Origin of the sequence: Rhodococcus rhodochrous, assembly GCF_014854695.1 — a bacterium.
Lineage (GTDB): Bacteria > Actinomycetota > Actinomycetes > Mycobacteriales > Mycobacteriaceae > Rhodococcus.
Window position 1 is genome coordinate 3,223,940 of sequence record NZ_CP027557.1, and the last position, 26,627, is coordinate 3,250,566.

Annotated in this window: 29 protein-coding genes; 7 read left to right on the forward strand and 22 right to left on the reverse strand. The window is 69.6% G+C overall.

All coding sequences use genetic code 11. The annotated features are described in order from the left end of the window. Window positions 1–27: 27 nt before the first annotated feature. The 8 genes from C6Y44_RS15000 to C6Y44_RS15035 all read right to left on the reverse strand — a co-directional run bounded on the left by C6Y44_RS15000 (window position 28) and on the right by C6Y44_RS15035 (window position 7,884). Entirely contained in the window at window positions 28–1,311 is a 1,284-nt protein-coding gene (locus C6Y44_RS15000) for an acyl-CoA dehydrogenase family protein (RefSeq protein WP_159418085.1), read from the reverse strand. Next, a complete protein-coding gene (locus tag C6Y44_RS15005; protein ID WP_159418084.1) occupies window positions 1,311–2,444 on the reverse strand; it encodes an acyl-CoA dehydrogenase family protein in 1,134 nt (377 codons plus the stop codon). The genes C6Y44_RS15000 and C6Y44_RS15005 overlap by 1 nt, the downstream gene beginning before the upstream one ends. 111 nt (window positions 2,445–2,555) lie before the next feature. Further along, window positions 2,556–2,735, reverse strand: coding sequence for a tautomerase family protein (locus C6Y44_RS15010; protein WP_060652983.1), 180 nt, complete (start codon window positions 2,733–2,735; stop codon window positions 2,556–2,558). 87 nt (window positions 2,736–2,822) lie between these two features. Beyond that, window positions 2,823–3,185 carry a phosphoribosyl-AMP cyclohydrolase gene (gene hisI, locus C6Y44_RS15015; protein WP_088898423.1) on the reverse strand — a complete coding sequence of 121 codons (363 nt, stop codon included), beginning with the start codon at window positions 3,183–3,185 and terminating at the stop codon, window positions 2,823–2,825. Next, entirely contained in the window at window positions 3,182–3,955 is a 774-nt protein-coding gene (gene hisF, locus C6Y44_RS15020) for an imidazole glycerol phosphate synthase subunit HisF (RefSeq protein WP_024101213.1), read from the reverse strand. The genes hisI and hisF overlap by 4 nt, the downstream gene beginning before the upstream one ends. Then, entirely contained in the window at window positions 3,952–4,794 is an 843-nt protein-coding gene (locus C6Y44_RS15025; RefSeq protein ID WP_159418083.1) for an inositol monophosphatase family protein, read from the reverse strand. The genes hisF and C6Y44_RS15025 overlap by 4 nt, the downstream gene beginning before the upstream one ends. A 3-nt stretch (window positions 4,795–4,797) precedes the next feature. Further along, window positions 4,798–5,532, reverse strand: a complete 735-nt coding sequence (gene priA / locus C6Y44_RS15030; RefSeq protein WP_060652869.1) for a bifunctional 1-(5-phosphoribosyl)-5-((5-phosphoribosylamino)methylideneamino)imidazole-4-carboxamide isomerase/phosphoribosylanthranilate isomerase PriA — start codon at window positions 5,530–5,532, stop codon at window positions 4,798–4,800. A gap of 72 nt (window positions 5,533–5,604) precedes the next feature. Further along, window positions 5,605–7,884, reverse strand: coding sequence for an ATP-binding cassette domain-containing protein (locus tag C6Y44_RS15035; RefSeq protein WP_159418082.1), 2,280 nt, complete (start codon window positions 7,882–7,884; stop codon window positions 5,605–5,607). A 62-nt stretch (window positions 7,885–7,946) separates the two neighbouring features. Between C6Y44_RS15035 and C6Y44_RS15040 the strand changes: the two genes are divergently transcribed. Next, window positions 7,947–8,933 carry a helix-turn-helix transcriptional regulator gene (locus C6Y44_RS15040; protein WP_088898426.1) on the forward strand — a complete coding sequence of 329 codons (987 nt, stop codon included), beginning with the start codon at window positions 7,947–7,949 and terminating at the stop codon, window positions 8,931–8,933. Window positions 8,934–9,045: 112 nt separating this feature from the next. Here the strand turns inward: C6Y44_RS15040 and C6Y44_RS15045 are convergent, their stop codons facing one another. From C6Y44_RS15045 to hisD, 7 genes are read right to left on the reverse strand one after another with little or no spacing between them, the layout of a single operon-like run. Continuing rightward, window positions 9,046–9,300: a hypothetical protein gene (locus C6Y44_RS15045; RefSeq protein ID WP_120283133.1), complete on the reverse strand. Its 255-nt coding sequence runs from the start codon at window positions 9,298–9,300 to the stop codon at window positions 9,046–9,048. After that, window positions 9,297–9,932 carry an imidazole glycerol phosphate synthase subunit HisH gene (gene hisH, locus C6Y44_RS15050; protein WP_088898428.1) on the reverse strand — a complete coding sequence of 212 codons (636 nt, stop codon included), beginning with the start codon at window positions 9,930–9,932 and terminating at the stop codon, window positions 9,297–9,299. The genes C6Y44_RS15045 and hisH overlap by 4 nt, the downstream gene beginning before the upstream one ends. A gap of 10 nt (window positions 9,933–9,942) precedes the next feature. Further along, a complete protein-coding gene (locus C6Y44_RS15055; RefSeq protein ID WP_088898429.1) occupies window positions 9,943–11,100 on the reverse strand; it encodes an MFS transporter in 1,158 nt (385 codons plus the stop codon). Window position 11,101: 1 nt separating this feature from the next. Beyond that, on the reverse strand, window positions 11,102–11,257 hold the full coding sequence (locus tag C6Y44_RS15060) for a hypothetical protein (RefSeq protein ID WP_169823833.1): 156 nt from the start codon (window positions 11,255–11,257) through the stop codon (window positions 11,102–11,104). Window positions 11,258–11,260: 3 nt separating this feature from the next. Then, a complete protein-coding gene (hisB, locus tag C6Y44_RS15065) occupies window positions 11,261–11,875 on the reverse strand; it encodes an imidazoleglycerol-phosphate dehydratase HisB (protein WP_006554074.1) in 615 nt (204 codons plus the stop codon). After that, on the reverse strand, window positions 11,872–12,999 hold the full coding sequence (locus tag C6Y44_RS15070; protein WP_159418081.1) for a histidinol-phosphate transaminase: 1,128 nt from the start codon (window positions 12,997–12,999) through the stop codon (window positions 11,872–11,874). The genes hisB and C6Y44_RS15070 overlap by 4 nt, the downstream gene beginning before the upstream one ends. Beyond that, on the reverse strand, window positions 12,996–14,318 hold the full coding sequence (gene hisD / locus C6Y44_RS15075; RefSeq protein WP_085468370.1) for a histidinol dehydrogenase: 1,323 nt from the start codon (window positions 14,316–14,318) through the stop codon (window positions 12,996–12,998). The genes C6Y44_RS15070 and hisD overlap by 4 nt, the downstream gene beginning before the upstream one ends. A gap of 121 nt (window positions 14,319–14,439) precedes the next feature. On the opposite strand from hisD, the gene C6Y44_RS15080 reads away from it, so the two are divergent. From C6Y44_RS15080 to C6Y44_RS15095, 4 genes are all read left to right on the forward strand, one after another. Next, window positions 14,440–14,823 carry a helix-turn-helix domain-containing protein gene (locus tag C6Y44_RS15080; protein WP_085468371.1) on the forward strand — a complete coding sequence of 128 codons (384 nt, stop codon included), beginning with the start codon at window positions 14,440–14,442 and terminating at the stop codon, window positions 14,821–14,823. A gap of 111 nt (window positions 14,824–14,934) precedes the next feature. After that, a complete protein-coding gene (locus tag C6Y44_RS15085) occupies window positions 14,935–16,689 on the forward strand; it encodes a PHA/PHB synthase family protein (RefSeq protein WP_225623574.1) in 1,755 nt (584 codons plus the stop codon). A gap of 109 nt (window positions 16,690–16,798) precedes the next feature. Further along, window positions 16,799–17,224 (forward strand): hypothetical protein, encoded by a 426-nt coding sequence (locus C6Y44_RS15090; protein ID WP_059380999.1) that lies wholly within the window; start codon window positions 16,799–16,801, stop codon window positions 17,222–17,224. Between the two features lie 65 nt (window positions 17,225–17,289). Then, entirely contained in the window at window positions 17,290–18,408 is a 1,119-nt protein-coding gene (locus tag C6Y44_RS15095) for an alpha/beta fold hydrolase (RefSeq protein ID WP_088898476.1), read from the forward strand. Between the two features lie 37 nt (window positions 18,409–18,445). Here C6Y44_RS15095 and C6Y44_RS15100 read toward each other — a convergent pair whose 3' ends face one another. The 5 genes from C6Y44_RS15100 to nadA all read right to left on the reverse strand — a co-directional run bounded on the left by C6Y44_RS15100 (window position 18,446) and on the right by nadA (window position 23,956). Further along, the gene (locus tag C6Y44_RS15100) at window positions 18,446–18,739 is read right to left on the reverse strand and encodes a DUF2470 domain-containing protein (protein WP_016696012.1); all 294 of its coding nucleotides are present in this window, start codon (window positions 18,737–18,739) and stop codon (window positions 18,446–18,448) included. A 108-nt stretch (window positions 18,740–18,847) separates the two neighbouring features. Continuing rightward, window positions 18,848–20,290 (reverse strand): WS/DGAT/MGAT family O-acyltransferase, encoded by a 1,443-nt coding sequence (locus C6Y44_RS15105; protein ID WP_159418080.1) that lies wholly within the window; start codon window positions 20,288–20,290, stop codon window positions 18,848–18,850. 198 nt (window positions 20,291–20,488) lie between these two features. After that, window positions 20,489–21,355 carry a carboxylating nicotinate-nucleotide diphosphorylase gene (gene nadC / locus C6Y44_RS15110; RefSeq protein WP_059380996.1) on the reverse strand — a complete coding sequence of 289 codons (867 nt, stop codon included), beginning with the start codon at window positions 21,353–21,355 and terminating at the stop codon, window positions 20,489–20,491. A 1-nt stretch (window position 21,356) separates the two neighbouring features. Next, window positions 21,357–22,928: an L-aspartate oxidase gene (locus tag C6Y44_RS15115; RefSeq protein ID WP_159418079.1), complete on the reverse strand. Its 1,572-nt coding sequence runs from the start codon at window positions 22,926–22,928 to the stop codon at window positions 21,357–21,359. Next, on the reverse strand, window positions 22,925–23,956 hold the full coding sequence (gene nadA / locus C6Y44_RS15120; protein WP_120283148.1) for a quinolinate synthase NadA: 1,032 nt from the start codon (window positions 23,954–23,956) through the stop codon (window positions 22,925–22,927). The genes C6Y44_RS15115 and nadA overlap by 4 nt, the downstream gene beginning before the upstream one ends. Window positions 23,957–24,038: 82 nt before the next feature. On the opposite strand from nadA, the gene C6Y44_RS15125 reads away from it, so the two are divergent. Then, window positions 24,039–24,749 (forward strand): NUDIX hydrolase, encoded by a 711-nt coding sequence (locus tag C6Y44_RS15125; protein WP_088898435.1) that lies wholly within the window; start codon window positions 24,039–24,041, stop codon window positions 24,747–24,749. Window positions 24,750–24,764: 15 nt separating this feature from the next. Here C6Y44_RS15125 and C6Y44_RS15130 read toward each other — a convergent pair whose 3' ends face one another. Both C6Y44_RS15130 and C6Y44_RS15135 read right to left on the reverse strand, forming a co-directional pair. Beyond that, the gene (locus C6Y44_RS15130) at window positions 24,765–24,905 is read right to left on the reverse strand and encodes a hypothetical protein (protein ID WP_174247025.1); all 141 of its coding nucleotides are present in this window, start codon (window positions 24,903–24,905) and stop codon (window positions 24,765–24,767) included. A 75-nt stretch (window positions 24,906–24,980) separates the two neighbouring features. Continuing rightward, window positions 24,981–25,610 carry a TetR/AcrR family transcriptional regulator gene (locus tag C6Y44_RS15135; protein ID WP_159418078.1) on the reverse strand — a complete coding sequence of 210 codons (630 nt, stop codon included), beginning with the start codon at window positions 25,608–25,610 and terminating at the stop codon, window positions 24,981–24,983. Window positions 25,611–25,679: 69 nt separating this feature from the next. Here C6Y44_RS15135 and C6Y44_RS15140 point away from each other — a divergent pair, with 69 nt between their 5' ends. Continuing rightward, entirely contained in the window at window positions 25,680–26,621 is a 942-nt protein-coding gene (locus tag C6Y44_RS15140) for an SDR family NAD(P)-dependent oxidoreductase (RefSeq protein WP_216850650.1), read from the forward strand. Window positions 26,622–26,627: the final 6 nt, after the last annotated feature.

Consider the following 26,627-nt stretch of genomic DNA (forward strand, 5'->3'; position numbering starts at 1 on the left):
CCCGGCCCACGACCCTCCCGCGCCCCGTCACGTGGCGGGGCGGCTCCGTGGCACGTCCCGGAACGGGATGTTCGGGTCGTGGCTGCGCTCACGCGGCATGCCGAGCACGCGTTCGCTGATGGCGTTGCGCGCCATCTCCGTCGTCCCGCCCGCGATGCACCACACCTGCCGCATCAGATGGTCGACGCCACGTTGCGCGACCGCTCCGTCGGCCTCGTCCCAGGCGGCACCGTTGGCATCGGTGAACTCGTAGCCGATGGTGACGAGCCGGCTCTCCACGACACCGGACATCAGGCGGGCGATGCTCGCGGCCTGGTCCGACATGGTCCGCGTGGCCACGCCCGTGGACACCCGCTGTTCGAGGGACTGCTTGACCAGTTCGAGCATCCGCGCCTCCCCGAGCAGGTCGCGGGCGAGCGGGTCGTCGAGCCGGCCGGCGTCGCGGGCCACGGCGAACAGCTCGGGCATCCGCGAGGCGCCGCGCGAGACCCCCGCCGGGATCGTCGTGTACGGCGAGTTCCGGTACATGCGTTCGTGGAACATCCAGCGGGTGCCCACGGTCCAGCCGTCGTCGACCTCGCCGAGCCGGTCACTGTCGGGGACACGCACGTCGGTCAGGAATTCCTGGCAGAACTCCTTCGAGCCGCTGAGCATCTCGATGCGATGCACCTCGACCGACGGTTGTTTCAGCGGCACCATGAAGACGGTCAGACCCCGGTTCTTCGGGACGTCCCAGTTGGTGCGGGCCAGGCACAGCGCCCAATCCGACCACCATGCACCGGTGGTCCAGATCTTCGATCCGTTGAGGATCCAGTCCTCACCGTCGCGGACCGCGGTGGTGACGGCGGCGGCCACGTCGGATCCGCCGCTGGGTTCGGAGAGCATCTGCATCCACAGTTCCTCGCCCTTCAGGATGGCGGGGATGTGGCGGCGCTTCTGTTCCTCGGTCCCGAATTCGAGCAGCACCGCGGCGCACGGCACGAAGGTGGGTACCTGCAGGCGGGACGGATATTCGTAGCCGGCGAGTTCCTCGTCGAACACCTGCTGATAGGCGCGCGGCAGCCCCTGCCCGCCGTACTCGCGGGGAAAGCAGATGCCGGCGAAGCCCGCGTCGAACATCGCCCGCTGGATGTCGCGCTCGCGCCGGACGAGGGCCAGTTCCTCCTCGTCGGACGCTTCGGGGCGGAGCACCCCGATGTAGGCCGCGGAGTCGGAGCGTTCCAGGTTGGCGTCGATCCACGCCCGTGCCCGCGCCCGGAACTCGTCGAGCGTCTCGGTCACGTCGGCCCTGTCCGAGGTGTCGAGGGTCATCAGGATGCCTCCCGGAGTTCGACGATGTCGGCGAGACGGGCACGATGTTCGGCCGGGGTGCCGAAGCCGGAGCGGTTCGCGGCCGCGCGTCGCGCATAGAGGTGCAGATCGTGTTCGTAGGTCACGCCGATCCCGCCGTGGATCTGGATGCAGTCCTGTACCAGCTCGCTGCCGTACTGCCCTATGTAGGCCTTTGCGGCGCAGAGGAGTTCGTCCGCATCGGGGCTCGATGTCGCGACCGCTCCGGCCGCCCGGTCGGCGATGGCATGACTCGCCTCGAGCCAGGTCTTCATGTCGGCGAACCGGTGCTTGAGTTCCTGATAGGACGCGAGCGGGCGACCGAAGGCATAGCGGTCGAACACCCACGCGACGGTGAGGTCGAAGACCGCTTGCAGCGCTCCGACGGATTCGGCGGCGGAGATGACGAGCGCGGTCCGCCGCGCGCGGGCGGCGTCGTCCGCTCCCCCGCCGGGTTCGCCGACGACGGAGCTCCGCGGCACGCGCACCTCGTCGAAGTGGACCGCGGCGTAGCGCCGCGTGACGTCGATCGACTGCAGTGGTGTGACCGTCACTCCGTCCGTGTGGCGGGGCACGAGCACGTTCGTCACGTCCTGCCCGGTCCGACCGGTCACGAGCAGGAGCTCGGCGGTGGCACCGGCTTCGACGGGGCGTTTGGTGCCGGTGACGACCACCTCGTCGCCGTCGATCCGGATCTCGACGGGCGCGGTGGCGGTCCGGCTGCCGGCGTGCGGTTCGTCCAGGCACCAGGCTGCGGTGGCGCTGCCGGCGAGCAGCGCCACCAGCGCTTCCTCGTGGTCGTTCCCGTATCGGCCGAGCATCTCCGCGGCGACGTTCGTCGGACACAGCGGGCCGGGGGCGGCGTGACGCCCGAACTCATGCGCGACCAGCGTGAGATCGACGAGACCGAGACCGCTCAGCGATCCTCCGCCGTGGTCCTCGTCGACGAGCAGACCGGTCCATCCGAGTTCGGCTCCGGCGCGCCAGTAGTCGGCTGCGAAGCCGTCCGGATCGTCGCGGAGGCGGCGGATCCCGTCCGGCGGCACCTTCTCTGCGAGGAACCGTGCCGTGGTGTCGCGGAAGAACTCCTGATCCGGATTCGGATCCAACAGCATGCGTGCCCCTTCACCCCGTCGTCAGAACATAGCGCTCTCGATACAGAGAACACTATTCTCATCGGATGCGGAAGGGGTACGCGAGGACGGACTCGGGTGGACCGAGTCGGTTCAGCCGAGCGGAGTTCCGCCCACACCCCAATTCTCGCGGGGCACCTCGGTGATCGTCACCCACACCGACGACGGATTCTTGCCCGATGCCTCGGCGTACGCGCGGGTGACCGCGGCGATCACCTCGGCCTTCTGCTCGTCGGACAGGCCCGGCGTCTGACTGATCTGGATGAGAGGCATGCGGGCATTCTCGCAGCCCGTCGCACGGCCCGCCGATCGGTCCTGCCGTCCGCCCCACGAGATGTCGTGCGAACGGACGACCTCGGGTTACTCGGCGATCTGCGGTGCCTCGAGCAGGATGTCGGTGTCGAAGCAGGTGTGCGTGCCGGTGTGGCAGGCGGCGCCGACCTGGTCGACGACGAGCAGCACCGTGTCGCCGTCGCAGTCGAGGCGCACCTCGTGCACGTACTGGGTGTGCCCGGACGTCTCGCCCTTGACCCAGTACTGCTGCCGCGACCGCGAGTAGTAGGTGGCCTTGCGAGTCGCGAGGGTGCGGGCGAGCGCCTCGTCGTCCATCCACGCCATCATCAGCACGGCGCCGGTGGCCCGCTCCTGCACGACGGCGGCGAACAGGCCGTCGTCGTTGCGCTTGAGCCGGGCGGCGATCGCCGGATTCAGGATGCCGCTCATCGGACCGTGATCCCTTCCACGCGCATCGCGTCCTTGACCTGACCGATGGTCAGCTCCCGGAAGTGGAAGACGCTCGCGGCGAGCACCGCGTCGGCGCCGGCCTGCACGGCGGGTGCGAAGTGCTCGACGGCACCGGCACCACCGGAGGCGATGACGGGCACGTGCACATCCTTGCGCACGGCCTCGATCATCTTCAGGTCGAAACCGTTCTTGGTGCCGTCGGCGTCCATCGAGTTGAGCAGGATCTCGCCGACGCCGAGTTCCTCGCCGCGCCGGGCCCACTCGACCGCGTCGATGCCCGTCCCGCGACGACCACCGTGCGTGGTGACCTCCCAGCCGCTCGGCGTGGGTTCCTGTCCTGCGGGCACGGTGCGCGCGTCGACCGACAGCACGATGCACTGCGACCCGAACCGCTCGGACATCTCGCGCAGCACCTCGGGCCGGGCGATGGCCGCGGTGTTCACCGAAACCTTGTCGGCGCCGGCGCGCAGCAGACGATCGACGTCCTCGACGGTGCGGACGCCGCCTCCGACCGTGAGCGGGATGAACACCTGCTCGGCGGTGCGCGTGACGACGTCGAGCATGGTGCCGCGGTCGCCGCTCGACGCCGTGACGTCGAGGAAGGTCAGTTCGTCGGCGCCCTGTTCGTTGTAGAGGGCGGCGAGCTCGACCGGATCACCCGCATCGCGCAGGTTCTCGAAGTTGACACCCTTGACCACCCGCCCCGCATCCACGTCGAGGCACGGGATGACCCGCACGGCCAGCGTCATGTTCGATCTCCTTCGGAACCCAACTGCTCGGCCACGGACTGTTCCGTCGCCGACTGCACAATCTCCAGTATCTCGCCGTGCACTCCGGGCGCTGCAGCGACCACCGATCCGGACCCGATCCGCCAGGGCCGGCCCGCGAAGTCGGTGGCGATGCCCCCGGCGGCCCGCACGAGTGCGACACCGGCGGCGTTGTCCCAGGGGTGGTGGCCGAACACGACGGCACCGCCGATCGCGCCTCCCGCGGTGAACGCGAGGTCGGCGCCGGTGGAGCCGTGCATCCGCAACCGGGCGACGCGCCGGCTCAGCTCGGTGATGACGGCGAGACGCCGGGTGCCGGGCACCCGACCGCGACTGTCGATGTCGAAACTGCCGACCGCGATCATCACGTCCTCGAGCCGCGCCGGCTGCAGCGGTGCGGTGGGCTCGCCGTTCACGAGCAGCGGCCCGTTGGCGATTCCCGCGAAGCGCTGATTCGTCAGCGGCAGCCACGTGAGGCCGAGGATCGGTTCGCCGTCCTCGACGAGAGCGAGGAGGATCCCGGCCATCGGCAGCCCGGCGGAGTAGTTGATGGTGCCGTCGATCGGGTCGAGCAACCAGACGGTGCCCTCCCCCGCGGACGGGCCGCCGAACTCCTCACCGTGCACGGGGATACCGGTGCGCTCGGCGAGGGCACCGGAGATCCGCCGTTCGAGTTCGAGATCGAGATCGGTCGCGAAGTCGTTCGGTCCCTTGTCGACGGAGCGCGGCGCACCGTGCCCGGCGACGAACCGTTCCGCGACCTCGTCGAGTACACCGCTCGCGACGGCGAGCAGCCGGTTCAGGTCTGCGGGATCGGCCATGGGTCAGCGCGAGACGGCGTCGAGCGCCTCGGTCAGCGTGAATCGGCCCGCGTAGAGCGCCTTTCCGATGATGGCGCCTTCGACGCCCTCGTCGGTGAGCGTCGCGATGGCACGCAGGTCGTCGACGGTCGAGACGCCGCCGGAGGCGACGACCGGAGAGTCGGTGGCCGCGCACACCTCGCGGAGCAGGTCGAGGTTGGGGCCCGAGAGGGTGCCGTCCTTGGTGACGTCGGTGACGACGTAGCGCGAGCAGCCGTCGCGTTCGAGGCGCTCGAGCACCTCCCACAGATCGCCGCCGTCGGAGACCCAGCCGCGGCCGCGCAGCCGCCACTGGCCGTCGAGAAGCTTGACGTCGAGCCCCACGGCGATCCGGTCGCCGAACTCGCCGATGACGCGCGAGCACCACTCGGGATTCTCGATCGCGGCGGTGCCGAGGTTGACGCGGGCACAGCCGGTCGCGAGGGCCGCGGCGAGGGTCTCGTCGTCGCGAATGCCGCCCGACAGCTCGACCTTCACGTCGAGTTCGCCGACGACGTCGGCGAGAAGCGCACGGTTGTCGCCGCGGCCGAACGCCGCGTCGAGATCGACCATGTGCACCCATTCGGCGCCGGCGTTCTGCCATTCGAGGGCGGCGTCACGGGGCGAACCGTAGCCGGTCTCGCTGCCCGCCTCTCCCTGAACGAGGCGAACTGCTTCACCGTTGACGACGTCGACTGCGGGCAAAAGGACCAGGCTCACTGCGTACACATTAGTGCCTGTACCTGTGACATCACCAAACGCGTGGCCGGGGCGTCAGGAAAGCGCCGTGCGTCATGCCGACCGTGCCGCGTCGAGGGCCCGGCAGGTCGGGGTCGGACGGCCGGCGTACTCGTCGACGGGACCCTCGTACAGCACGGTTCCGCCGTGCCGTCCCGGTCCCGGTCCGAGGTCGACGATGTGGTCGGCGTGCCGGATCACGTCGAGGTGGTGCTCGATGACGACGACGGTGTGCCCTCGGTCGACGAGGTCGTCGAAGACGTGCAGGAGGGTGCCGACGTCCTCGGCGTGCAGGCCGGTGGTCGGCTCGTCGAGGACGTAGAGGGTCGGCGTCTTCGCTCGTCCGAGTTCCTTGGCGATCTTCACCCGTTGACACTCGCCACCGGAGAGCGTGTCGAGCGACTGTCCGAGGCGGAGGTAGTCGAGGCCCACCCCGGCGAGCGCACTCAGTCGACGCGCGATCTCCGGGTGCGGCAGTTCCTCGAGGGCGCGACCGACGGTGAGGTCGTCGACATCGGCGATCGACAGGCCGTTCACGGTGTGCCCGAGCACCTCGGCGGTGAACCGGCGGCCGTGGCAGGTGTCGCAGACGACCTCGCGTCCGTCCATGAAGGCGAGGTCGATGTACACGACACCGGCCCCCGTGCAGGTCGGGCACGCACCCGCCGAGTTCGCGCTGAACAGGCTCGCCGGCACACCGCTGTGTTCGGCGAACATCCGCCGCAGGGTGGGTGCGATTCCGGTGTAGGTGATCGGGGTGGAGCGGCGATTGGCGCTCACCGGCCGCTGGTCGATCACCGTGGCGTCGTACTGATCGACGAGTTCGGCTGCGAGACTGGACTTTCCCGACCCAGCGACGCCGGTGAACACGGTGAGCACGCCGGTGGGGATCCGCACCGTCAGGTCGCGGAGGTTGTTGCGACACGCATCGGCGATCGTGAGACGACCGGTCGCCTCGCGGGCGGGGTGACCGCGGCCGATGGCGCGCCGCAGCGATCGGCCGGTGGGAGTGTCGGCCGTTCGGAGCCGGTCGAAAGTGCCCTGGAAGACGAGGCGACCACCGGACGAGCCCGCACCGGGACCGATCTCGATCACCTGGTCGGCCCGGGCCATCACGCTCGGGTCGTGTTCGACGACGAGGACGGTGTTGCCGCTGTCGCGGAGCCGTTCGAGGAGGTCGATCATCGTCTCCACGTCGGCTGGATGCAGACCGACCGTCGGTTCGTCGACGACATAGGTCATCTCCGTCAGGCTCGACCCGAGGTGCCGGACCAACTTGATCCGTTGCGATTCGCCGCCCGAGAGCGTGGTGGTCGCCCGGGCGAGCGCGAGATAGCCGAGGCCGATCGTCACCATCGCCTCGAGACGGCCCACCAGTGCGGACACCACAGGTGCGGCGCGCGAGTCGTCGATCGTGCGCACGAATTCGAGCAGCTCGATGATCTCGAGGCGGGACAGCTCCCCGATCGTGCGGCCGCGAAGGGTGACCGCCCGCGCGGCCGCGTTCAGCCGTTCTCCGGCGCAGTCCGGGCACGTCTCGGCGCGGGTGAAACGTCGGATGACGTCCTGTTTGCGTTCGGAGAGGTTGTCGGAGGTGTGCAGGTGGATGCGCTCGAATCTCTCGACGACGCCCTCGTATCCGTCCGGCGGTTTGTGGCCCAGCGCCGCTGCGGCCTCGCCGCCGTAGAGCAGTGCCTCCCGCTCGGCGGGCTTCCACTCGCGCAGGTGTGTGTCCGCGTCGAAGGAACCGATGTCGGCGTACTGGGAGTACCAGTACCCACCGTTGCCGAAGCCGGGCACCAGGATCGCGCCCTCGGCGAGGGACCTGTCGAGATCGAGGAACCGCTCGACGGCACTGACGACGATCTCGCCGAGCCCGGAGCAGGTCGGGCACATCCCGGTGGGGTCGTTGAACGAGAAGCGGTTCGACTCCCCGAGGACGGGTGTGCCCACCCGGGAATACAGCAGCCGCAGATAGGTCCAGGTGTCGGTGATGGTGCCGACCGTCGAGCGGGCGTTGCCGCCGAGGCGGCGCTGGTCGACGACGATCACCGGCGTCAGACCGTCGATGTGGTCGACGTCGGGTCGTGTCCACTTCGGCAACCGATTGCGCGTGAACGGCGGGTACGTCTCGTTGAGCTGGTAGCCGGCCTCCGCGGCGATCGTGTCGAAGACGAGCGACGACTTCCCGGAGCCGGACACCCCGACGATCACCACGAGCCGGTTGCGCGGAACGGTCAGATCGACGTCGGCCAGGTTGTGGGTGCGGGCGCGACGGATCGTGATGGCGCGGCCTCGCACTGCCGCCTCGGTGGTCGTGACGGTGGTGGTCATGGATTCGACGCTACGACCGGTTGCGGCCGGATCCTGACCGCAACCGGTGGGAGGATGACGGCATGGCGGACGTCACCGAGCGGATGCTCGCGTTGTTGTCGATCCTGCAGACCGGACGCGCGATCGGCGGGGACGAGCTGGCCCGGCGGCTGCAGGTGAGCCGCCGGACGCTCCGCCGCGACGTCGACCGGCTGCGCGGCTACGGATATCCCGTCGAAACCCGCTCCGGGCCCGGCGGTTTCTACCGTCTCGCGTCGGGACGTTCGATGCCGCCGCTGGTGCTCGACGACGACGAGGCCGTCGCGGTGCTGCTGGGGCTCGGCGCTCTCGCCGCGACCGGGCCGGCCGAAGGCGGACTGGACGACGCTGCCACCCGCGCCTACGGCAAGCTCGACCAGTTCCTGCCCGCGCGGCTGCGCCCGCGGGTCGCGGCCGTCCGCAGCGCGGTGGAGACGAGTGCGCTGCAGGCGCCCAGCGTGTCGGCGGAGCTGCTCGGCTCCGTGGCGGAGGCGATCGCGCGGTGCGACACGTTCACCTTCGACTACGTCGACGCGCAGGGCTCGCCGACCTCGCGCAGGGTCGAGCCGTACCGGCAGGTCCACCACCTGCTGCGGTGGTACCTCCTCGGATGGGACGTCGATCGCGAGGACTGGCGGGTCTTCCGCCTCGATCGTGTGCGCGACCTGCTCCGCACCGGCCGACGGTTCGCACCCCGCCGACTTCCCGCCGGGTCCGCCACGGAATACCTGCGGCAAGGACTCCGGCAGGGGCGGACACCGGTGCACCTGGACGTGGCGGCCTCGGCCACGCACGTCGCCGACGCGCTGAAGTACCAGGACGCCGAGATCCGGCCGACGGGTGACGGCCGGACCGAGGTGCACCTCGCGGTCGAGTCGTGGCAGTGGCTCGTCCTCACGCTCGCCACCCTCGACGCCGACGTCCGGATGCGCGCGGACCCGGAGATCGTCCGGGCCTGCGCGGTGTTCGCCGATCGTCTGCGCGCGGCGGCGCAGGACGTCGTCGTCCCCTCCGAGGAGCGCGCGAGGTGAATCAGGGCGCGGCAGATCGATTTCGAGTCCGCACAGCTGCGTTACGAAGCTCCTCGCGCGCCCGACTGGGGTTCGCTACCGCAACACGCCGGGCGAAGCCCGGTTCGGCGCGTCAGCTTCCGGGACGGTCGTCCTCGGCGGGACCGAAGGCCCGGCGGGCCGACCGCGTCGATACGACACCCATGGCCACGACGGCCGCCACGATGCCGACCAACGCGATGACGAGCCCGACGACGGGCGTGGGCCGGACCGCCACCACGATGATGGCGGTGACGAGCAGGACGACGGTCGCCGTACCGACGGACAGCAGCGCGTGACGGCCGAAGGAGAACTCTCCGCTCGGCCGTCCGCGCCGCGGCCCGGTCACAACGAGTTGACCCAGTTCTGCAGCAACTGTGCGCCGGCGTCGCCGGACTTCTCCGGGTGGAACTGGGTGGCCGAGAGCGGACCGTTCTCGACGGCAGCGACGAAGCGGCTGCCGTGCTCGGCCCAGGTCACCTTCGGCGGCGCGAGACGCTCGGGAGCGTCGAGTTCCCACTTGCGGGCGGCGTAGGTGTGGACGAAGTAGAAGCGGGTGTCGGCGTCCATGCCGGCGAAGAGCACCGAATCGGCGGGGGCCTCGACGGTGTTCCAGCCCATGTGCGGCAGCACCGGCGCGTCCAGACGCTCGACCGTGCCCGGCCACTCGCCGCAGCCCTCGGTCTCGATGCCGTGTTCGACGCCGCGTTCGAACAGGATCTGCATGCCGACGCAGATGCCGAGCACCGGACGACCGCCTGCGAGGCGGGTGCCGATGATCTTGTCTCCGCCGACGCTGCGCAGGCCCTTCATGCACGCATCGAAGGCACCGACGCCGGGGACGACGAGTCCGTCGGCGGCGAGCGCGATCTTCGGGTCGGCAGTGACCTCCACATGCACGCCGGTACGGGCGACTGCCCGCGTGGCGGAGTGGAGATTGCCCGAGCCGTAGTCGAGGACGGCGACCGTGGTTGCGCTCATGATGTCGATTCTATGTGGTGGGACGGGGACGTTCCGACGGCCCGGCCAGTCGGGCCAGCAACGGCAGCGCCGGGACCAGGACCGCGGCGGCGGCGAAGGCCGCCGGGTATCCGGCCGCGGCGGCCACCGCGCCGAGGGCGAACGAACCGGCGCCGGTGCCGGCGTCGAAGCCGATGTTCCAGGCGGCGCTCGCCGACCCGGTGTTGCCCGCGCCGGCGCGACGGAACGCGACGAGCAGCGCCTCGTTCTGCACGACACCGAAGCCGAAGCCGAAGGCGATCGCGGCGACGATCAGCAGCACCGCTCCCCCTCGGTCGTCGGCGACGAGCGCGAAGGGAATCATCGCCAGGCCCGCGAGCCCGAGACCGACCGGCAGCAATTTGCCGGCGCCGATCCGGTCCGCGACGGAACCGGCCGCGTACCGCCCGATCAGCGAGGACGCGCTGAGCACGGCCAATGCCGCCGCGACGGGCAGGCCGGCGACCGCGATGCGCAACAGCGAGGTGAGACCGCCGTAGGCGATCGCACCCGCGCCCACCGCGACCAGCGGGAACAACAGCACGACCGGAGGCACCCGTCGCGCCGTCCGGGATTGTTTCGCGGTCAGCCGCGGCAGACGGATCGCGGCGAGCAGACCGGCGGACGAGATGATCGCGCCGAGCACGAACACCGGCGTGGTGGAGAACCGCTCGGCGATCGCCAGGCCGGCGGGCAGGCCGATCGTCTGGGACGCGGCGATGGCGATGCCGAGCATGCCGGTGGCCCGGCCGAGCAATCGCGGCGGCGCGAGTTCGCCGACGAGGGCGGCCGCCGCCACGGTGATCATGCCGAAACCGATACCGCGCAGCGCGGAGATGCCGAGCACCGGCGCCGGAGCCATCGATACGAGGAACAACAGCGACGGCGGCCCGAGGAACAGGCAGCCGGCCGCGAGCGTCGCGCGGTGACCGAACGCGCGCAGCAGTCGCGGCATCGCGAGCTGGGTGAGGACGGTGGTGAACATGAACACCGCCGTCACCGACCCGGCGAGCGTGTCGCTGCCGCCGGCCTCGGCGATCGCCCAGGGCACGACCGGCAGCAGCAACGAGAAGCCGCCGAAGGCCGCCGCGGACGTCGACCACGCCGGGATCAGACCACGAACGGTGAACAGTCCTTGTTGTTCCGCCACGTCAGAGCAGCCGGAAGACGCCCGCGGCGACGGCCAGCACGGTCAGAGCCAGCAGCACACCCGCGAACAACGTGTTGCGCGCCTTCCACATCGACCACGTTCCGCCCGCGGCGAATCCGGCCACGATGAAGCACAGGTAGGTGAGGACGACATCCATATGTCAGAGACTGCCCTTCGTCGACGGGATGCCGGTCACACGCGGGTCGGGTTCGACGGCCTCACGCAGCGCGCGGGCGACCGCTTTGAACTCGGCCTCGGTGATGTGATGCGGGTCGCGGCCGTAGAGCACCCGCACGTGCAGTGCGATGCGGGCGTGGAAGGCGAACGACTCGAACACGTGCCGGTTGATCACCGTCGAGTAGGGCACGCCCGGATATCCCCCGATCACCGAGTGCACCATGTAGTCGGGCTCACCGGTGAACACGCAGTAGGGACGGCCGGAGACGTCGACCGAGGCGTGCGCGAGGGTCTCGTCCATCGGGATGAAGCAGTCGCCGAAGCGCCGGATGCCACGCTTGTCGCCGAGGGCCTGACCGAAGGCCTGGCCGAGGACGATGGCGGTGTCCTCGACGGTGTGGTGGGCCTCGATCTCGATGTCGCCCTGCGCCTGCACGGTGAGGTCGAACGAACCGTGCTGGCCGAGCGCGGTGAGCATGTGGTCGTAGAACGGGATCCCCGTGGAGATCTCGGTGCGACCGGTGCCGTCGAGGTCGATCTCGACGGTGATGCTCGATTCCTTGGTGGTGCGTTCGACGCGCGCGATGCGGTCGCTCATCGGGTTTCCTCGATTTCCGTGGCCGCGAGCTTCTCGCTCACTCGCAGCAACTCGTCGTTCTCGTGGGTCAGGCCGATCGTGGTGCGCAGGTAGCCGGGGATCCCGACGTCGCGGATGAGCACACCCTCGTCGAGATACCGCTGCCAGGTGGCAGGGGCGTCCGCGAAGCGGCCGAAGAGGATGAAGTTGGCGTCGGAGGGAATCACGTCGTAGCCGAACCGGGCGAGTTCGGCGGCGACGCGGTCGCGCTGGGCGGCCAGTTCCGCAACCGACGCGAGAGTTTCGTCGGCGTGCCGCAGGGCCGCACGCGCGGCGGCCTGGGTGACGACCGACAGGTGGTAGGGCAGGCGCACGAGCAGCAGCGCCTCGATCACCGCGGGGGCGGCGGCGAGATAACCGAGCCGTCCGCCGGCGAAGGCGAACGCCTTGCTCATCGTCCGCGAGACGACGATCTTCGTCGGGTACTCGTCGATCAGCGACAGAGCGCTCGGCTGCGAGGAGAACTCGACGTACGCCTCGTCGACGATCACGATGCCGGGGGCGGCGTCGAGGATCACCCGCAACTGGTCGAGCGGGATGCTGTGTCCCGTCGGGTTGTTGGGGCTGGTGACGAAGACGACGTCGGGCCGCCGCTCCCGCACGGCGGCGACGGATGCCTCGACGTCGAGGGTGAAGTCGTCGCGCCGGTAGGTGGACAGCCACTCGGTCTGGGTGCCGTCGGCGATGATCGGGTGCATCGAGTACGACGGCACGAAGCCCATCGACGTGCGCCCGGGGCCACCGAAGGCCTGCAGGAGCTGCTGCAGGATCTCGTTGGAACCGTTCGCGGCCCAGACGTTCTCGACGCCGAGGGGAACACCGGACGCCTTCGTCAGATAGGCGGCGAGGTCGGTGCGCAGCGCGACCGCGTCGCGGTCGGGATAGCGGTGCAGCTGCGTCGCCGCCTCACGCACGGCCTCGGCGACGTCGTCGACGAGCGCCTGCGTGGGCGGGTGCGGGTTCTCGTTGGTGTTGAGCTGGACGGGCACCGTCAGCTGGGGTGCACCGTAGGGCGACTTGCCGCGCAGGTTCTCGCGCAGCGGCAGGTCGGCGAGGGTGATGCGGGAGCCGGGGATCTGGGTCACTTCAGCGCCTCGAATCGCAGACGGACGGCTTCACCGTGGGCGGGCAGGTCCTCGGCGTTCGCGAGGGTGATGACGTGACCGGAGACGTCCTTCAGGGCCGCCTCGGTGTACTCGACGACGTGGATGCCGCGAAGGAAGGTCTGCACGCTCAGGCCCGACGAGTGCCGGGCGCAGCCGGCGGTGGGCAGCACGTGGTTCGATCCGGCGCAGTAGTCGCCGAGGGAGACCGGCGCCCACGGCCCGACGAAGATCGCACCCGCCGAACGGACACGCGCGGCGACCTCGGAGGCGTTCTCGGTCTGGATCTCGAGGTGCTCGGCGGCGTAGGCGTTGACGACCTTCAGGCCCTGGTCGATGTCGTCGACGAGGACGATGCCGGACTGGCTGCCGGACAGTGCGGTGGTGACGCGCTCGCGGTGCTTGGTGAGCTCGAGTTGCGCGGCGAGCGCGGTGTCGACGGCGTCGGCGAGGTCGGTGCTGGTGGTGACGAGCACCGAAGCGGCCATGACGTCGTGCTCGGCCTGACTGATCAGGTCGGCGGCGACGTGCACCGCGTCGGCGGTGTGGTCGGCGAGGATCGCGATCTCGGTGGGACCGGCCTCGGCGTCGATGCCGACGACCGCGCGGCACAGCCGCTTGGCGGCGGTGACGTAGATGTTGCCGGGGCCGGTGATCATGTCGACCGGGGCGAGTTCGGCGCCGTCGGTGTCGGTGCCGCCGTAGGACAGCAGTGCGACGCCCTGGGCGCCGCCGACGGCCCACACCTCGTCGACGCCGAGCAGGGCCGCGGCGGCGAGGATCGTCGGGTGCGGCAGTCCGCCGAAGTTCTTCTGCGGCGGCGAGGCGATGACGAGCGATTCGACGCCGGCGGCCTGCGCCGGGACGACGTTCATCACGACCGACGACGGATAGACCGCGTTGCCACCGGGCACGTAGAGGCCGACGCGTTCGACCGGCACCCAGCGTTCGGTGACGGTACCGCCGGGGACGACCTCGGTGGTGACGTCGGTGCGACGCTGAGCCGCGTGCACGACGCGCGTGCGCGCGATGGCCTCCTCGAGGGCGGCACGGACGGCGGGGTCGAGTTCGGCGAGCGCTCGGTCGAGTTCTGCGGCGGGAACACGCACGGACGCCGGGCGGACCCCGTCGAACTTCTCGCAGTAGTCGAGCGCAGCCTCGGCGCCGCGGTCGCGGATGTCGTCGACGACGGGACGGACCTGATGGAGCACCGCGTCCACATCCACTCCGCCGCGGGGCAGTGCGCCCCTGAGCTCCGCAGTGGTGGGAGTACGACCGCGCAGGTCGGTGCGGGCAAGCATGAGGTGTCCTCTCTCGTCGAACAGGGATCACCCTCTACTATCCCGCATCCCCCGACGACGTTCGAAGTCGCGCCCGCGTGAGGATGCTCTCGGCACGGATCACCGTGCTTATGCTGTCGGCATGGACGAGGACGAGTCGCGCCCGAGCACGTTGGGCGAGTTGATCCGCCGCCAGCGTGAACTCGCAGAACTGCCCATGCGTCAGCTCGCGGCGATGGTGGGCATCTCGAATCCGTACCTGTCGCAGATCGAACGGAACCTGCGGGCGCCGAGCGAGCGTGTGCTGCAAGCGATCGCCGAACAGTTGCACCTGTCCGCGGACACCCTCGCGGCCCACGCGCAGGCCGACGACGGAGCGGAGTCCGCCGTGCTGCGGGCGATTCGCGAGGATCCCGACCTGACCAATCCCCAGCGGCGTTCGCTCGAGGAGATGTACGAGGCGTTCCGGGAGGTCACCGTCGCGCGTCGTCGGCGTGGCGGAGGGCGCGAACCCGGCGAGGAGTGAGCATTCTCACAATCGCCACCAGGCGGGTTCGTGCGTCACGCAGCAGCCGAGGTCAGCCCGATTTCGTCACGTCGTCGGCGAACATGCAGGTAGCACGTACCTGGGGGTAAGGTGCGCGCCTCCGTCGGCGGCGTCAACATCGGCTCCGGACCATTCACCCAGTTCTGGAGTTGCTCGGTGCTCAACCATCTGCAGAAGAAGCTCACCTCCTCCCTCGACCCGATCGGGTGGGGACCGGCCGTCGCATCCGTCGCCGGCCGTGCAGTGAAGAATCCGCGGGCCGTGGCCGGCGCGACCACGGAGTACGCCGGTCGTCTGGCGAACATCCCGGCGGCGGCGACACGCGTGTGGAACGCCGCCGATCCGCAGCCCCCGGTGCCGCTGGATCCGAAGGACCGCCGGTTCTCCGATGCCGCCTGGAAGGAGAATCCGGCCTACTTCTCGCTGCTGCAGAGCTATCTCGCCACCCGCGAGTACGTCGAGGACCTCGCCGACGCCGGCTCGGGCGATCCCGTGCAGGACGGCAAGGCCCGTCAGTTCGCGAACCTGATGTTCGACGCGCTCGCCCCGTCGAACTTCCTCATCAACCCGGGTGTGCTCGTGCGCGCACTCGACACCGGTGGCGCTAGCCTGTTCCGCGGCGCGAAGTACGCCATCGAGGACGTCGTGCACCGGAAGGGCCTGCCGCTCAAGGTCGATCGCGAGGCGTTCACCCTCGGCGAGAACATGGCCGCGACCCCCGGCAAGGTCGTCTTCCGCAACGACCTCATCGAGGTCATCCAGTACGCCCCGCAGACCGGTGAGGTGCACGAGATCCCGATCCTGGCGGCGCCGCCGTGGATCAACAAGTACTACATCCTCGATCTCGCGCCGCAGCGCAGCCTCATCGAGTGGGCCGTGCAGCACAACCGCACCGTGTTCGCGATCTCGTACCGCAACCCGGACGAGTCGATGCACGAGATCACGATGGACGACTACTACCGCCAGGGAGTCTCCGCGGCGCTCGACGTCGTCGAGGAGGTCACCGGCTCGTCGCGCATCGAGGTGCTGTCGATCTGCCTGGGCGGCGCGATGGCAGCCATGGCCGCGGCGCGCATGGGCAAGCTGGGCGACAAGCGCATCAGCGCGTTCACGATGCTCAACACGCTCCTGGACTACAGCGAGGTCGGCGAGCTCGCGCTGCTGACCGACCCGGCGACGCTCGACCGTGTCGAGTTCCGGATGAGCAAGCAGGGCTTCCTCTCGGGCAACGAGATGGCCGGCAGCTTCGACATGATCCGTGCACGCGATCTGATCTTCAACTACTGGGTGTCGCGGTGGATGAAGGGCGAGAAGCCCGCCGCCTTCGACATCCTGGCGTGGAACGAGGACAGCACCCGCATGCCGGCGAAGATGCACTCGCACTACCTGCGGTCGCTGTACGGCCGCAACGAGCTCGCGCGCGGCGTGTACGAACTCGACGGCGAGGTCCTCGACCTGTCGGACATCACGTGCGACACCTACGTGGTGGGCGCCATCAACGACCACATCGTGCCGTGGACCTCGTCGTACAAGGCGACGGGCCTGCTCGGCGGGTCGGTCCGGTACGTCCTGACCAGCGGTGGCCACGTGGCCGGCGCGGTCAATCCCCCCAACCCGAAGGCCTGGTTCGAGGCCGTCGGAGCGCCCGACTCCGAGAAGCTCCCGAAGCTGCCCGAGGACCCGAAGGCGTGGTCGGAGAAGGCCACTCGCACCGCAGGGTCGTGGTGGGAGGACTGGACCGCATGGTCGACGAAGCGGGCCGGTGAGCTCGTCGCTCCCCCGGCGATGGGCAGCGCGCAGCATCCGCCGCTGTGCGATGCCCCGGGAACGTATGTCTTCGGGTGACATTGCGTGTTAGCTATCATTTTGCTAACTTGCTAACAGCGCTGATCCGAGCGCACCCCCACAGGGGAAGCCCCGCTCCTGTCACGAGCGCCCACGGAAGGTACACACCATGACCGCACCGACCAAGACCACCGCCGCCAACGCCAAGGCCACCGATGCCGCGGCCAAGGCGACCGAAGCCGCCACGAAGGCCGCCGCCGAGGCCACCGCAACGGCCCAGCAGTCGGCCGAGAAGCTGACCTCGACGGCCGCTGCGGTTGCCGACAAGGCCGCGACCGAGTTCACCAAGACCGTCGACGAGGCCACCGAGCGCTTCCAGGAGTTCAACGCGAAGTTCGTCGACGCCGCGAAGCAGAGCGGAAACCTCGGTGTCGACACCTACGAGAAGGCCGTCTCGAGCCTCCTGGATCTGCAGGAGAAGGTCGCCGACGCCACCCCCGTCGAGTGGGTCGCCGATCTCGCCAAGGCGCAGGTCTCCTTCGCTCGCGAGCTCACCACCACCGTCACGAGCACCGCTCGCGACCTGCTGAAGTAATCGTCGACTCACTCGATGCAGTCGATACCGAACACCGCATCAGCGGACGTTCTCCGGTGCAGTGCATGCTGACACCGACACCAGCCCGGATCGCCGCGGCCCCGTTTCGTCTCGGGACCGCGGCGATCGCGGGCTGGAGCGGCTATCTCGCCGGCCTCGTACGACGCGGCGCCACGCCGTGCACGCTGGTCTCCGACGCGAACCGGTACAGCCGCGCCCTGACCTCGGCCACGCCGCCGCGCTGGACCACGGACTGGCCGGTGGAGTGCCGGTGGTCCCTCGGAGCTCTGCGTGATTGCAGCACCCCCGATCCCGCACGCGACGAGATCCCCACGCTGTTGCTGCCGCCGCAGGCCGGCACCCACTCGTGCATCGTCGACCATTCCGCCGACCGCAGCCAGGTCGAAGCCCTCAGGGCCGGTGGTCTTACCCGCCTGCACTGCCTCGACTGGGCACCCGCGACTCCCGCGACGGACGACTGCTCGATCGATGAGCACCTGGCGGTCGTCACCGAGGCCGTCGACCATCTCGGTGGCCGGGTGAACCTGATCGGCGACAGCCAGGGCGGGTGGCTCGGCACGATCTACACGGCACTGCATCCCGAGCGCGTGCACTCGCTGACCGTGGCGGGAGCACCCATCGACTTCCACGTCGACCAGCCGGCGCTGTCGGTGCTCGCCCACGCGCCCCGCGGGGCCGCGGCCACGACGATCGACTTCTGGTACGGGGCGGCGCGGGCCGTCGGAGTGCCGACCACCGATCCGATCGGTGAGATCGAACGAGCGATGACACTGCTCGGCCTGCTCCACGATCCCGACGAAGTGGCGCGCTGGGAGGCCGAACGGCACTGGTTCACCTGGAAGCAGGAGATCCCTTCGGCCTTCCGCGAATGGATCATGCGGCACCTGTTCGTGGGCAACGAACTCGTCGCCGGCACACTGAAGGCCGAAGGACGCGTCGTCGACCTCTCGGCCGTCGAGTGCCCGGTCCACCTCATCGCCGGGTCCGCCGATCCGATCGCAACTCCCCGGCAGGTCACCGCGCTGGCCGAGCACGTGTCGACCCCGCCGGAGAGGATCACCACCACGATCGCCGATGCCGGCCACATCGGGCTGTTCATCGGCCGCCGTGCGCTCACGGAGGTGTGGACGCCGCACGCCCGTCGCGTCGCGGCGTCGGCGTGATCGTGCTGTCCCGGCCGCAGCGCGGTCGGGACAGCGATCAGGACGGGGTGTCGACCCCGAGGCGCGTACACGCCGCCTTGTAGAGGTCGACGACGGCCGTGCGGAGTCCCGCCCGGTCGGTCACCGGCTCGAGCCACGGGATACGCACGGTGTGATCGCGACCGTCGATGACGACGACCCACTCCCCCGCCTCGCGGTCGACGCCGGTCATCCGAGCCTCGACGGCACCGGGCTCGGCGAAGGCACGCACGATGAGCAGGCTGTCGGCCGCGTGGTCGTCGTTCATGTGGGCAGTCACAGCCGCCACCACCTGGCTGTCGAAGTCGGTCACGGGCGCTCAGCGTAGCCAATCGGGGCGGGCGACGGGCGTGTCGGTCCCGGTCGCGACCCCGCCCTGTCCGTTCGGTGATGCGGCGCAACGATTCTCGAAACGACGCGGTCAGCCGTGTTCGGCGTCGCTCTCGCCGCTCACCTCGTCGTCGATCTCCACCCGGACGCCGAGGGCGGATTCCAGCGCCTCGAGTTCCTCGTCGAAGTGATCGAGCAGCCGGACGAGATCCGGGACCGTGCGACCGCAGGCCGTGAGACCGAAGGCGATCTCGTCGTCGGTGCTCGTGCACGTGATGTTCAGCGCCTGCCCGTCGACGGGCACCGACAGCGGATACAACGCGTCGACGCGCGCACCGTTCCAGTACAACGGCGCATCAGGGCCCGGCACGTTCGAGACGATCACGTTGAACGGCGGCCGCGGCAGCGCCCGGTTGCCGGTGAGTACTCCCACCGCCAGGGGCGCCACACCCACCGCGCTCGTCGCGAGACGACCGAGCTTCGACATCGAGTTCATCGCGTGCTTGCCCTCGATCATCGAACCGCGCACGCGCGCAAGACGTTCCACCGGGTCGGCGCACTGCGTCCCGAGTGTGCACATGAGGATGCCGATCTCGTTGCCCGACGAGCTCCCGCTCCGACGCAACGAGACCGGGACCATCGCCACCAGCGAATCCTCCGGCAGCGCATCGTGTTCGGAGAGATACGTCCGCAGCGCCCCACCGGACAGTTCGAGGACGACGTCGTTGAGCGTCGCGTCGGCCGCCTTGGACACCATCCGCAGTCGCTCGATCGGCCAGGACCGGGCCGCGAATCTGCGCGATCCGGAGATCTGCCGGTTGAGGATCGTGTTCGGAGCGCCCAGCGACAACGAACCACCGCGATTGTGCAAAGCACGGTCGACGGTGCCGACGAGCGCCGGAACCAGAGCGACCGCCTCGGACACGACGTTCACTGCATCGTTCACCGCACCGGTCGCCGCGCGGACGACGGCGCCGGGGAACCCGATCGCGGTACCCATCGCCGAGCGGCTCGACGACTGCGCGTCGGCGACCGCCCACGGGGCCGGCATGTCGGTGCGGTCCGGGTCGGTGCTGAGCGCACGGCGCAGCAGGCGCATCGCCCCCACCCCGTCGGCGACCGCGTGGTGGATCTTCACGTAGAGGGCGTAGCGACCGTCGGACAGCCCTTCGATCAGGTGCATCTCCCACAACGGGCGGGTGCGGTCGAGCAGCGACGCGTGCAGGCGGGAGACGAGTTCCCACAGATCGTCCATCGTGCCCGGGGACGGCAGCGCGTTGAACCGGACGTGGTAGTCGATCGAGAAGCGCGGATCGTCCTCCCATGCCCACTGCCCGAGGGTGAACAGCGAGCGGGTGGGCCGCTTGCGCCACAGCGGCCCGGCGGGTTCCTCCCGGGCGAGCGCCTCGGCGAACATCGACTTCAGGTCGCTCGCGTCCTTGCCCTCCGGCGGCTGGAACAGCAGGAGACCGCCGACATGCATCGGGTGGTCGCGCGACTCGCCGAGCAGGAACATCGAGTCGGTCGGTGACATCGGTAACCGCATCGTGTTCTGTCTTCCTCCCCCACCCGGCACCGGCGACAACCGGAGCACCGCCCCTACGTGACCGGTACCGGCACGTCGATGTGCTGTCAGTTCTACCCCAGAAAGCGCACGTGCGGGATCGTCTCACCGACGGATGTTCCGGTGGCGCGTCCGATTCGTCCCTGCCGTGACCTGCGACCTACACGCTCACATGTCGAGGCCGAAGTCCAGGACGGTCACAGAGTGGGTGAGCGCACCCACCGCGAGGAAGTCGACGCCCGTGCGCGCGTAGTCGGCGGCGACGTCGAGGGACAGGCCGCCGGAGGATTCGAGTCGTGTCTGCGGCGCATGGGTGTTGCGCCGCTGCACCGCGATCTGAGTCTGCCACAGCGGGAAGTTGTCGAGCAGGATCAATTCCACGTTCTCGGCGAGCACCTCGTCGAACTGCTCGAGGGTGTCGACCTCCACCTCGCACGCGATATCGGGAGCGTGTTCCCGGACGGCGCGCAGCGCCGCGACCACCGAACCGGCCGCGGCGACGTGATTGTCCTTGATCAGCGCCTCGTCGCCGAGTCCCATGCGGTGGTTGACGCCGCCGCCCATCCGCACCGCGTACTTCTGCAGTGCGCGCATCCCCGGCAGGGTCTTGCGGCTGTCGCGGATCTTCGCCTCGGTGCCGGTCACGGCGTCGACCCAGTGCGAGGTCGCCGTGGCGATGCCCGACAGATGGCACAGCAGGTTGAGCATCGTGCGCTCGGCGGTGAGCAGGCCGCGGGTCGGCGCCTCGACGGTCAGGACCGAATCCCCGGGCAGCACGCGCGTGCCGTCGGACCTGCGATCGAGCACGCGGTAGTGATCAGCACCGATGACCTCGTCGAGGACGAGCAGACCGACATCGAGACCGGCGAGGGTGCCGGCCTGCCGCGCGACCACCGAGGCAGTGGCGACGGCGTCGGCGGGCACGGTGGCGTCGGTGGTGACGTCCGGTCCGTAGCGCAGGTCCTCGTCGAGCGCCTTCCGGACCAGCTCGCGGGTCTCGGCGAGGTCGAGTCCGTCGGGCAGCGCGGTGGTCATCTCAGTTGACTCCTGTCAGTTCCGGGGTGGTGAAGGACAACTCGCCGTCGTCGTCGATGCGCAGTTCGAGGCTGCGTGCCTGCGTCGGGTCGGTGTCCGGACGGTCGCTGCGGGTGTGGCATCCCCGCGATTCGGTGCGGCGCTGCGCCGCGAGCAGCAGGGCCCGCGCGGTGACGGTGAGGGCCGAGTCCTCGAGCCGATCGGCGTCGGTACAGGTTGCGACGACGCTCATCCTGCCGAGTTCGACTGCGGCAGCGGCCAGTCCGTCCGCGTCGCGCACGACCAGCGCGTGCCGGGTCATGAGCTGCTGCAGCACCGTCCGATCACAGACGGTCGAGGCGACGGCGGGAATGCCGTCCGTCCCGACACGCGTTCCGGCCCGTTCGATCGCCGCGGCCGTCCCCGCGCGCTCGCCGAGGACGAGCCCTTCGAGAAGACTGTTGGAGGCGAGCCGGTTCGCGCCGTGCAGGCCGGTACGTGCCACCTCACCTGCCGCGTACAGACCGGGGATGCGGGTGCGGCCGTGCACATCGGTGACGACACCGCCGCACGAATAGTGCGCGGCGGGAGCAACCGGCAGCAGATCACGGGCCGGATCGAGACCGGCGTCGGCACACATCGCCGTGATGGTCGGAAAACGCGTGGCGAAGCCGTCGAGGTGGCGGGCGTCGAGGTACACGTGATCCTCACCGAGTGCAGTGAGTCGCTCGGCGATGGCCCGCGAGACGACGTCGCGGGGTGCGAGGTCGCCGAGCGGATGCACACCCTCGGTGATCGATCGGCCGCGGGAGTCGACCAGTCGTGCTCCCTCCCCGCGCACCGCTTCGCTGATGAGCGGCCGACGTCCGGTGCCGCCTTCCGCGAACAGCACGGTCGGGTGGAACTGGACGAATTCGAGGTCGGCGACACCGGCGCCGGCGGCCAGGGCCAGCGCGATGCCGTCGGCCGTGGCGCCGGGCGGATTCGTGCTGCACGCGTACAGCTGCCCGAGGCCACCGGTCGCGAGCAACACGGCCGGGGTGTGGACGACGCCGAACCCGCGCTCGTCGAGGACGAGCAGTCCGGTGACGCCCCGCGCATCGGTGAGGATCCGGGCGGCAGCGGCGCCGAACAGGACGGGCAGACCCGCCGCGCCGAGGGCTCGCTGAACCTCGGCGCCGGTCGCGTCGCCACCGGCGTGGATGATGCGGCGGGTACTGTGCCCGCCCTCGCGGGTGCGGGCGATGTCGCCGTCTCCGGCGGTGTCGAACACCGCGCCGAGATCGCGCAGGGCGGTGACGGCGTCGGGGCCGGCCGTGACGATCGAGCGCACCGCGTCCTCGTCGCACAATCCCCCGCCTGCGGCAAGTGTGTCGGTGACGTGGGCGTCGACGCTGTCGCCCACCGGGGCCACCACCGCGATACCGCCCTGGGCGTACTGGGTGGCCGTGTCGGTGGGGCCGCCCTTGCTCACCGTGAGCACCCGCGCGCCGCGCCGGGAGGCGGCGCGCGCGGCCGTGAGACCGGCGACGCCACCCCCGACGACCACCAGGTCGGCGTGGTCCTCCCACGCGACCGTGATGGCGGTGGTCACTCGCCGCTGCCCGGGTTGCCGATGGCGATCATGCGCTGCACCGACAGGCGGGCCCGCTCGGCGACGTCGGCGGCGACGTGGACCTCGTCGTGTCCCTCCTGCAGGCAGCGGAGCAGGGCGGCGGGGGTGATCATCTTCATGTAGGGGCACGATGCGCGGTCGTTGACCGCCTGGAAGTCGATGCCGGGCGCAGCCTTGCGGAGCTGGTGCAGCATGCCGACCTCGGTGGCGACGAGGACCTGCTTCGCGCCGGTCTCCCGCGCGGCGTCGATCATGCCGCCGGTGGACAGGATCCTGACCTTGTCGTCGGGCACGAAGCCCTCCCCGGCGAGGTAGAGCGCCGAGGTGGCGCAGCCGCACTCGGGGTGGACGAACAGGTCGGCGTCGGGGTGCGCCTTGGCCTGCGCGGCGAGCTCGTCGCCGTTGATACCGGCGTGCACGTGGCACTCCCCCGCCCAGATGTGCATGTTCTCGCGGCCGGTCACGCGCTTGACGTGGGCGCCGAGGAACTGGTCGGGCAGGAACAGCACCTCACGGTCGGGGTCGATGGACGCGACGACGTCGACGGCGTTCGACGAGGTGCAGCAGATGTCGGTCAGGCCTTTGACCTCGGCGGTCGTGTTGACGTACGAGACGACCACGGCGTCGGGGTGGTCGGCCTTCCACTCGCGCAGCTGGTCGGCGGTGATCGAATCGGCGAGCGAGCAGCCGGCGCGCTCGTCGGGGATGAGCACCGTCTTGTTCGGGCTGAGGATCTTCGCGGTCTCGGCCATGAAGTGCACGCCGCAGAAGACGATGGTGTCCTCCTCGGCCTCGGCGGCGATACGCGAGAGCGCGAGCGAGTCGCCGACGTGGTCGGCGACGTCCTGGATCGCGGGAAGCTGGTAGTTGTGCGCGAGCAGCGTGGCGTTGCGCTCACGGGCCAGCCGACGGACCTCCTCGGCCCATTCCGGCGTCGCCTCGACGCCCGTGTATCCGCCGGGGCCGTCGACGATGGTGGCGGCTCCCGCCCACTCGGTCGTGGTCATGGCCTAGCTCCTTCGAGGGTGTCATCCCGGCGGGTTGTACCGGAATTGCCGTGTTCGAGGTTTTCGACTTAGGATCGAAAACATGCCACATGGTAACACCCGTCACGAAGTGCTCATCGCCGTGTTCCAGGTTCGCCGCTTTCCGGACACCTCGGGAACCCTCCGCGAAGAACCCGAACTCGGGGTGCTGCTGTGGCAACGGGCCCTCGATCCGCAGGTCGGCACGTGGTCGCTCCCCGGCGGGCAACTACGCAACGACGAGGACCTCACGACGTCGGCGAGGCGGCAACTCGCGGAGAAGGTCGACGTCCGCAAGGTCGCACATCTCGAACAGCTGTCGGTCTTCTCCGACCCGGATCGGGTGCCGGGTCCACGCACGATCGCGGCGACCTATCTCGGCCTGATCCCCCTGACCTCGGATCCCCAGCTGCCGGCCGATACGGCCTGGCATCCGGTCTCGGACCTTCCCGAGATGTCCTTCGACCACGGGGTCATGGTGGCGAACGCCCATGCACGCCTGGCCGCGAAGCTGTCGTACACGAACATCGCGTTCGGCCTCGCGCCGGCGGAGTTCTCCATGTCGACTCTGCGCGACATCTATTGCGCTGCACTGGGATACGAGGTGGACGCTACCAATCTTCAAAGAGTGCTGGCGCGCCGGAACGTACTCACCCGCACCGGCAACACCGCACCGTCCGGAAAAGCGGGAGGCCGCCCCCCGGCGCTCTACCGCTTCACCGATTCCCGGCTGCGCGTGACGGACGAATTCGCCGCCCTGCGACCGCCGGTGTGAACCTCCCCGAGGAGGTCAGAAGGGCCGACCCATGATGACCTCGAGCAACTGCAGCGGCATCGTCAGGAAGGCCGAGCCGACGAACAGCGCCGAGCGCAGCGGATCGCCTGCCAGATAGCCCTCGCTGATCCATTCCAGAATGTCGACCGAAACCATGCCGCCCCTCCCCGTTCGTCGTGCACAGATCGTCATGCGATTCCGATGTGTGTGTCGGACACGAGGAGTCGCGCGTTACATGCTCGCGGACCGAACGCCCTCGGCCGAGCGCGTCAGGCCGTCGAGGACGGTCTCGACCAGCGTGCGGACGTAGTCGTCCGACGGGGGTTCGCCCGTGGCCGACCACTTCTGGGCGACCGGTGCGAACAGCAAGTCCACGGCGACATCGAGATCGAGGTCGTCCGGCAGTTGCCCCGCATTCTGCGCGGCCCGGAGTCGGGCCTTCTTCATCTCCCGCATCGGTGTGTCGAGCCGGTGTTCGTATTCCGCTGCGAGTTCGGGGTCTTCGAGTACCGCCACGGTCAACGCGCGCAGCGGGACGGCGAACGTCGGATCACGCAGCTCCGCCACGGTGGCCTGCAGCACCGCGATGAGGTCCGCGCGCAGGTCGCCGCTGTCGGGTAGTGCGGCCTCGCCCCCGGCGTCGCCCTGCGTGCGCGCCAGGTACGCATCGAGGAGCACGGCTCCCTTCGACGGCCACCAGCGATAGATCGTCTGCTTCCCCACGCCGGCCCGGGCGGCGATCGCCTCGATACCGAGTTTCGAGTAGCCGACCTCGGCGACCAGTTCGAAAGCGGCATCGAGGATCGCTTTCCGCGAGGCAGGGTTCCGCCGGGAGTGTCCGGTTTCGGGGCGTGCGGGCATGAGACGACGATACCGCACCGAGACGAGACGTTGCGTCTTGACAGACAGTCCTCCGTGGATCATTCTCGAATGAGCGAGACGGACCGTCTCGTCTCATCCAGGAGGTGTCCATTGAAGACCCAACCGACAATCCCATCCTCTGTCACCCCCGGCGCGCGTCCCCGCACCTGGTTGATCACCGGCGCGAGCCGCGGCCTGGGCAGGGAGTTCGTCCGTGCCGCGCTGTCGAGAGGTGACAACGTCGTGGCCGTCTCACGATCGATCGAATCGGCCGATCTCCCCCGGGATCCGGAGCGTCTCCTCCGACTCCCGGCCGACGTCACCGACCGCACGGCGGTGTTCGCCGCTTTCGACAGGGCACGCGAACATTTCGGAGACCTCGACATCGTCGTCGACAACGCGGGCACCATGACCTACGGATTCGTCGAGGAGTTCACCGAGGAGCAGGCGCGTGCACAGTTCGAGACGAACTTCTTCGGAGCGATGTGGGTCAGCCAGGCCGCCATGGCGGCCTTCCGGAGCCGAGGACGCGGGCATCTCGTGCAGCTCTCGAGCATCGGGGGCGTACTGAGCGGGGCCGGCACAGGGCTGTACAGCGCGAGCAAGTTCGCCCTCGAAGGACTCAGTGAAGCACTGGCCGTCGAGGCCGCGCATTTCGGCATCGACGTCACGATCGTCGAGCCGGGCGGCTACTGGACCGATCTCTACACCACCATGACGGTGAGCACTCCGCAATCGGACTACGACTCACTGCGAGCCGAGATCGAGGAGCAGAGCGCGTCCACGAGCATCGACAGCCACCCCACCCTGGCCGCGCGGGCACTCCTCGAGGTCGTCGATGCCGACCGACCGCCGCGACGCATCGTCCTGGGCAACGCCGTGCTGGATGCGGCCGTCGCCGCCACCCGGGAGAAGATCGACATCTGGCTCGAGTGGGAGTCGGTGAGCCGTGCCGCGGAGGATGCCGTACCGGCGCCGGAATCCGTGGGTGGGGAGCGATCCGCGATCTAGAATGAG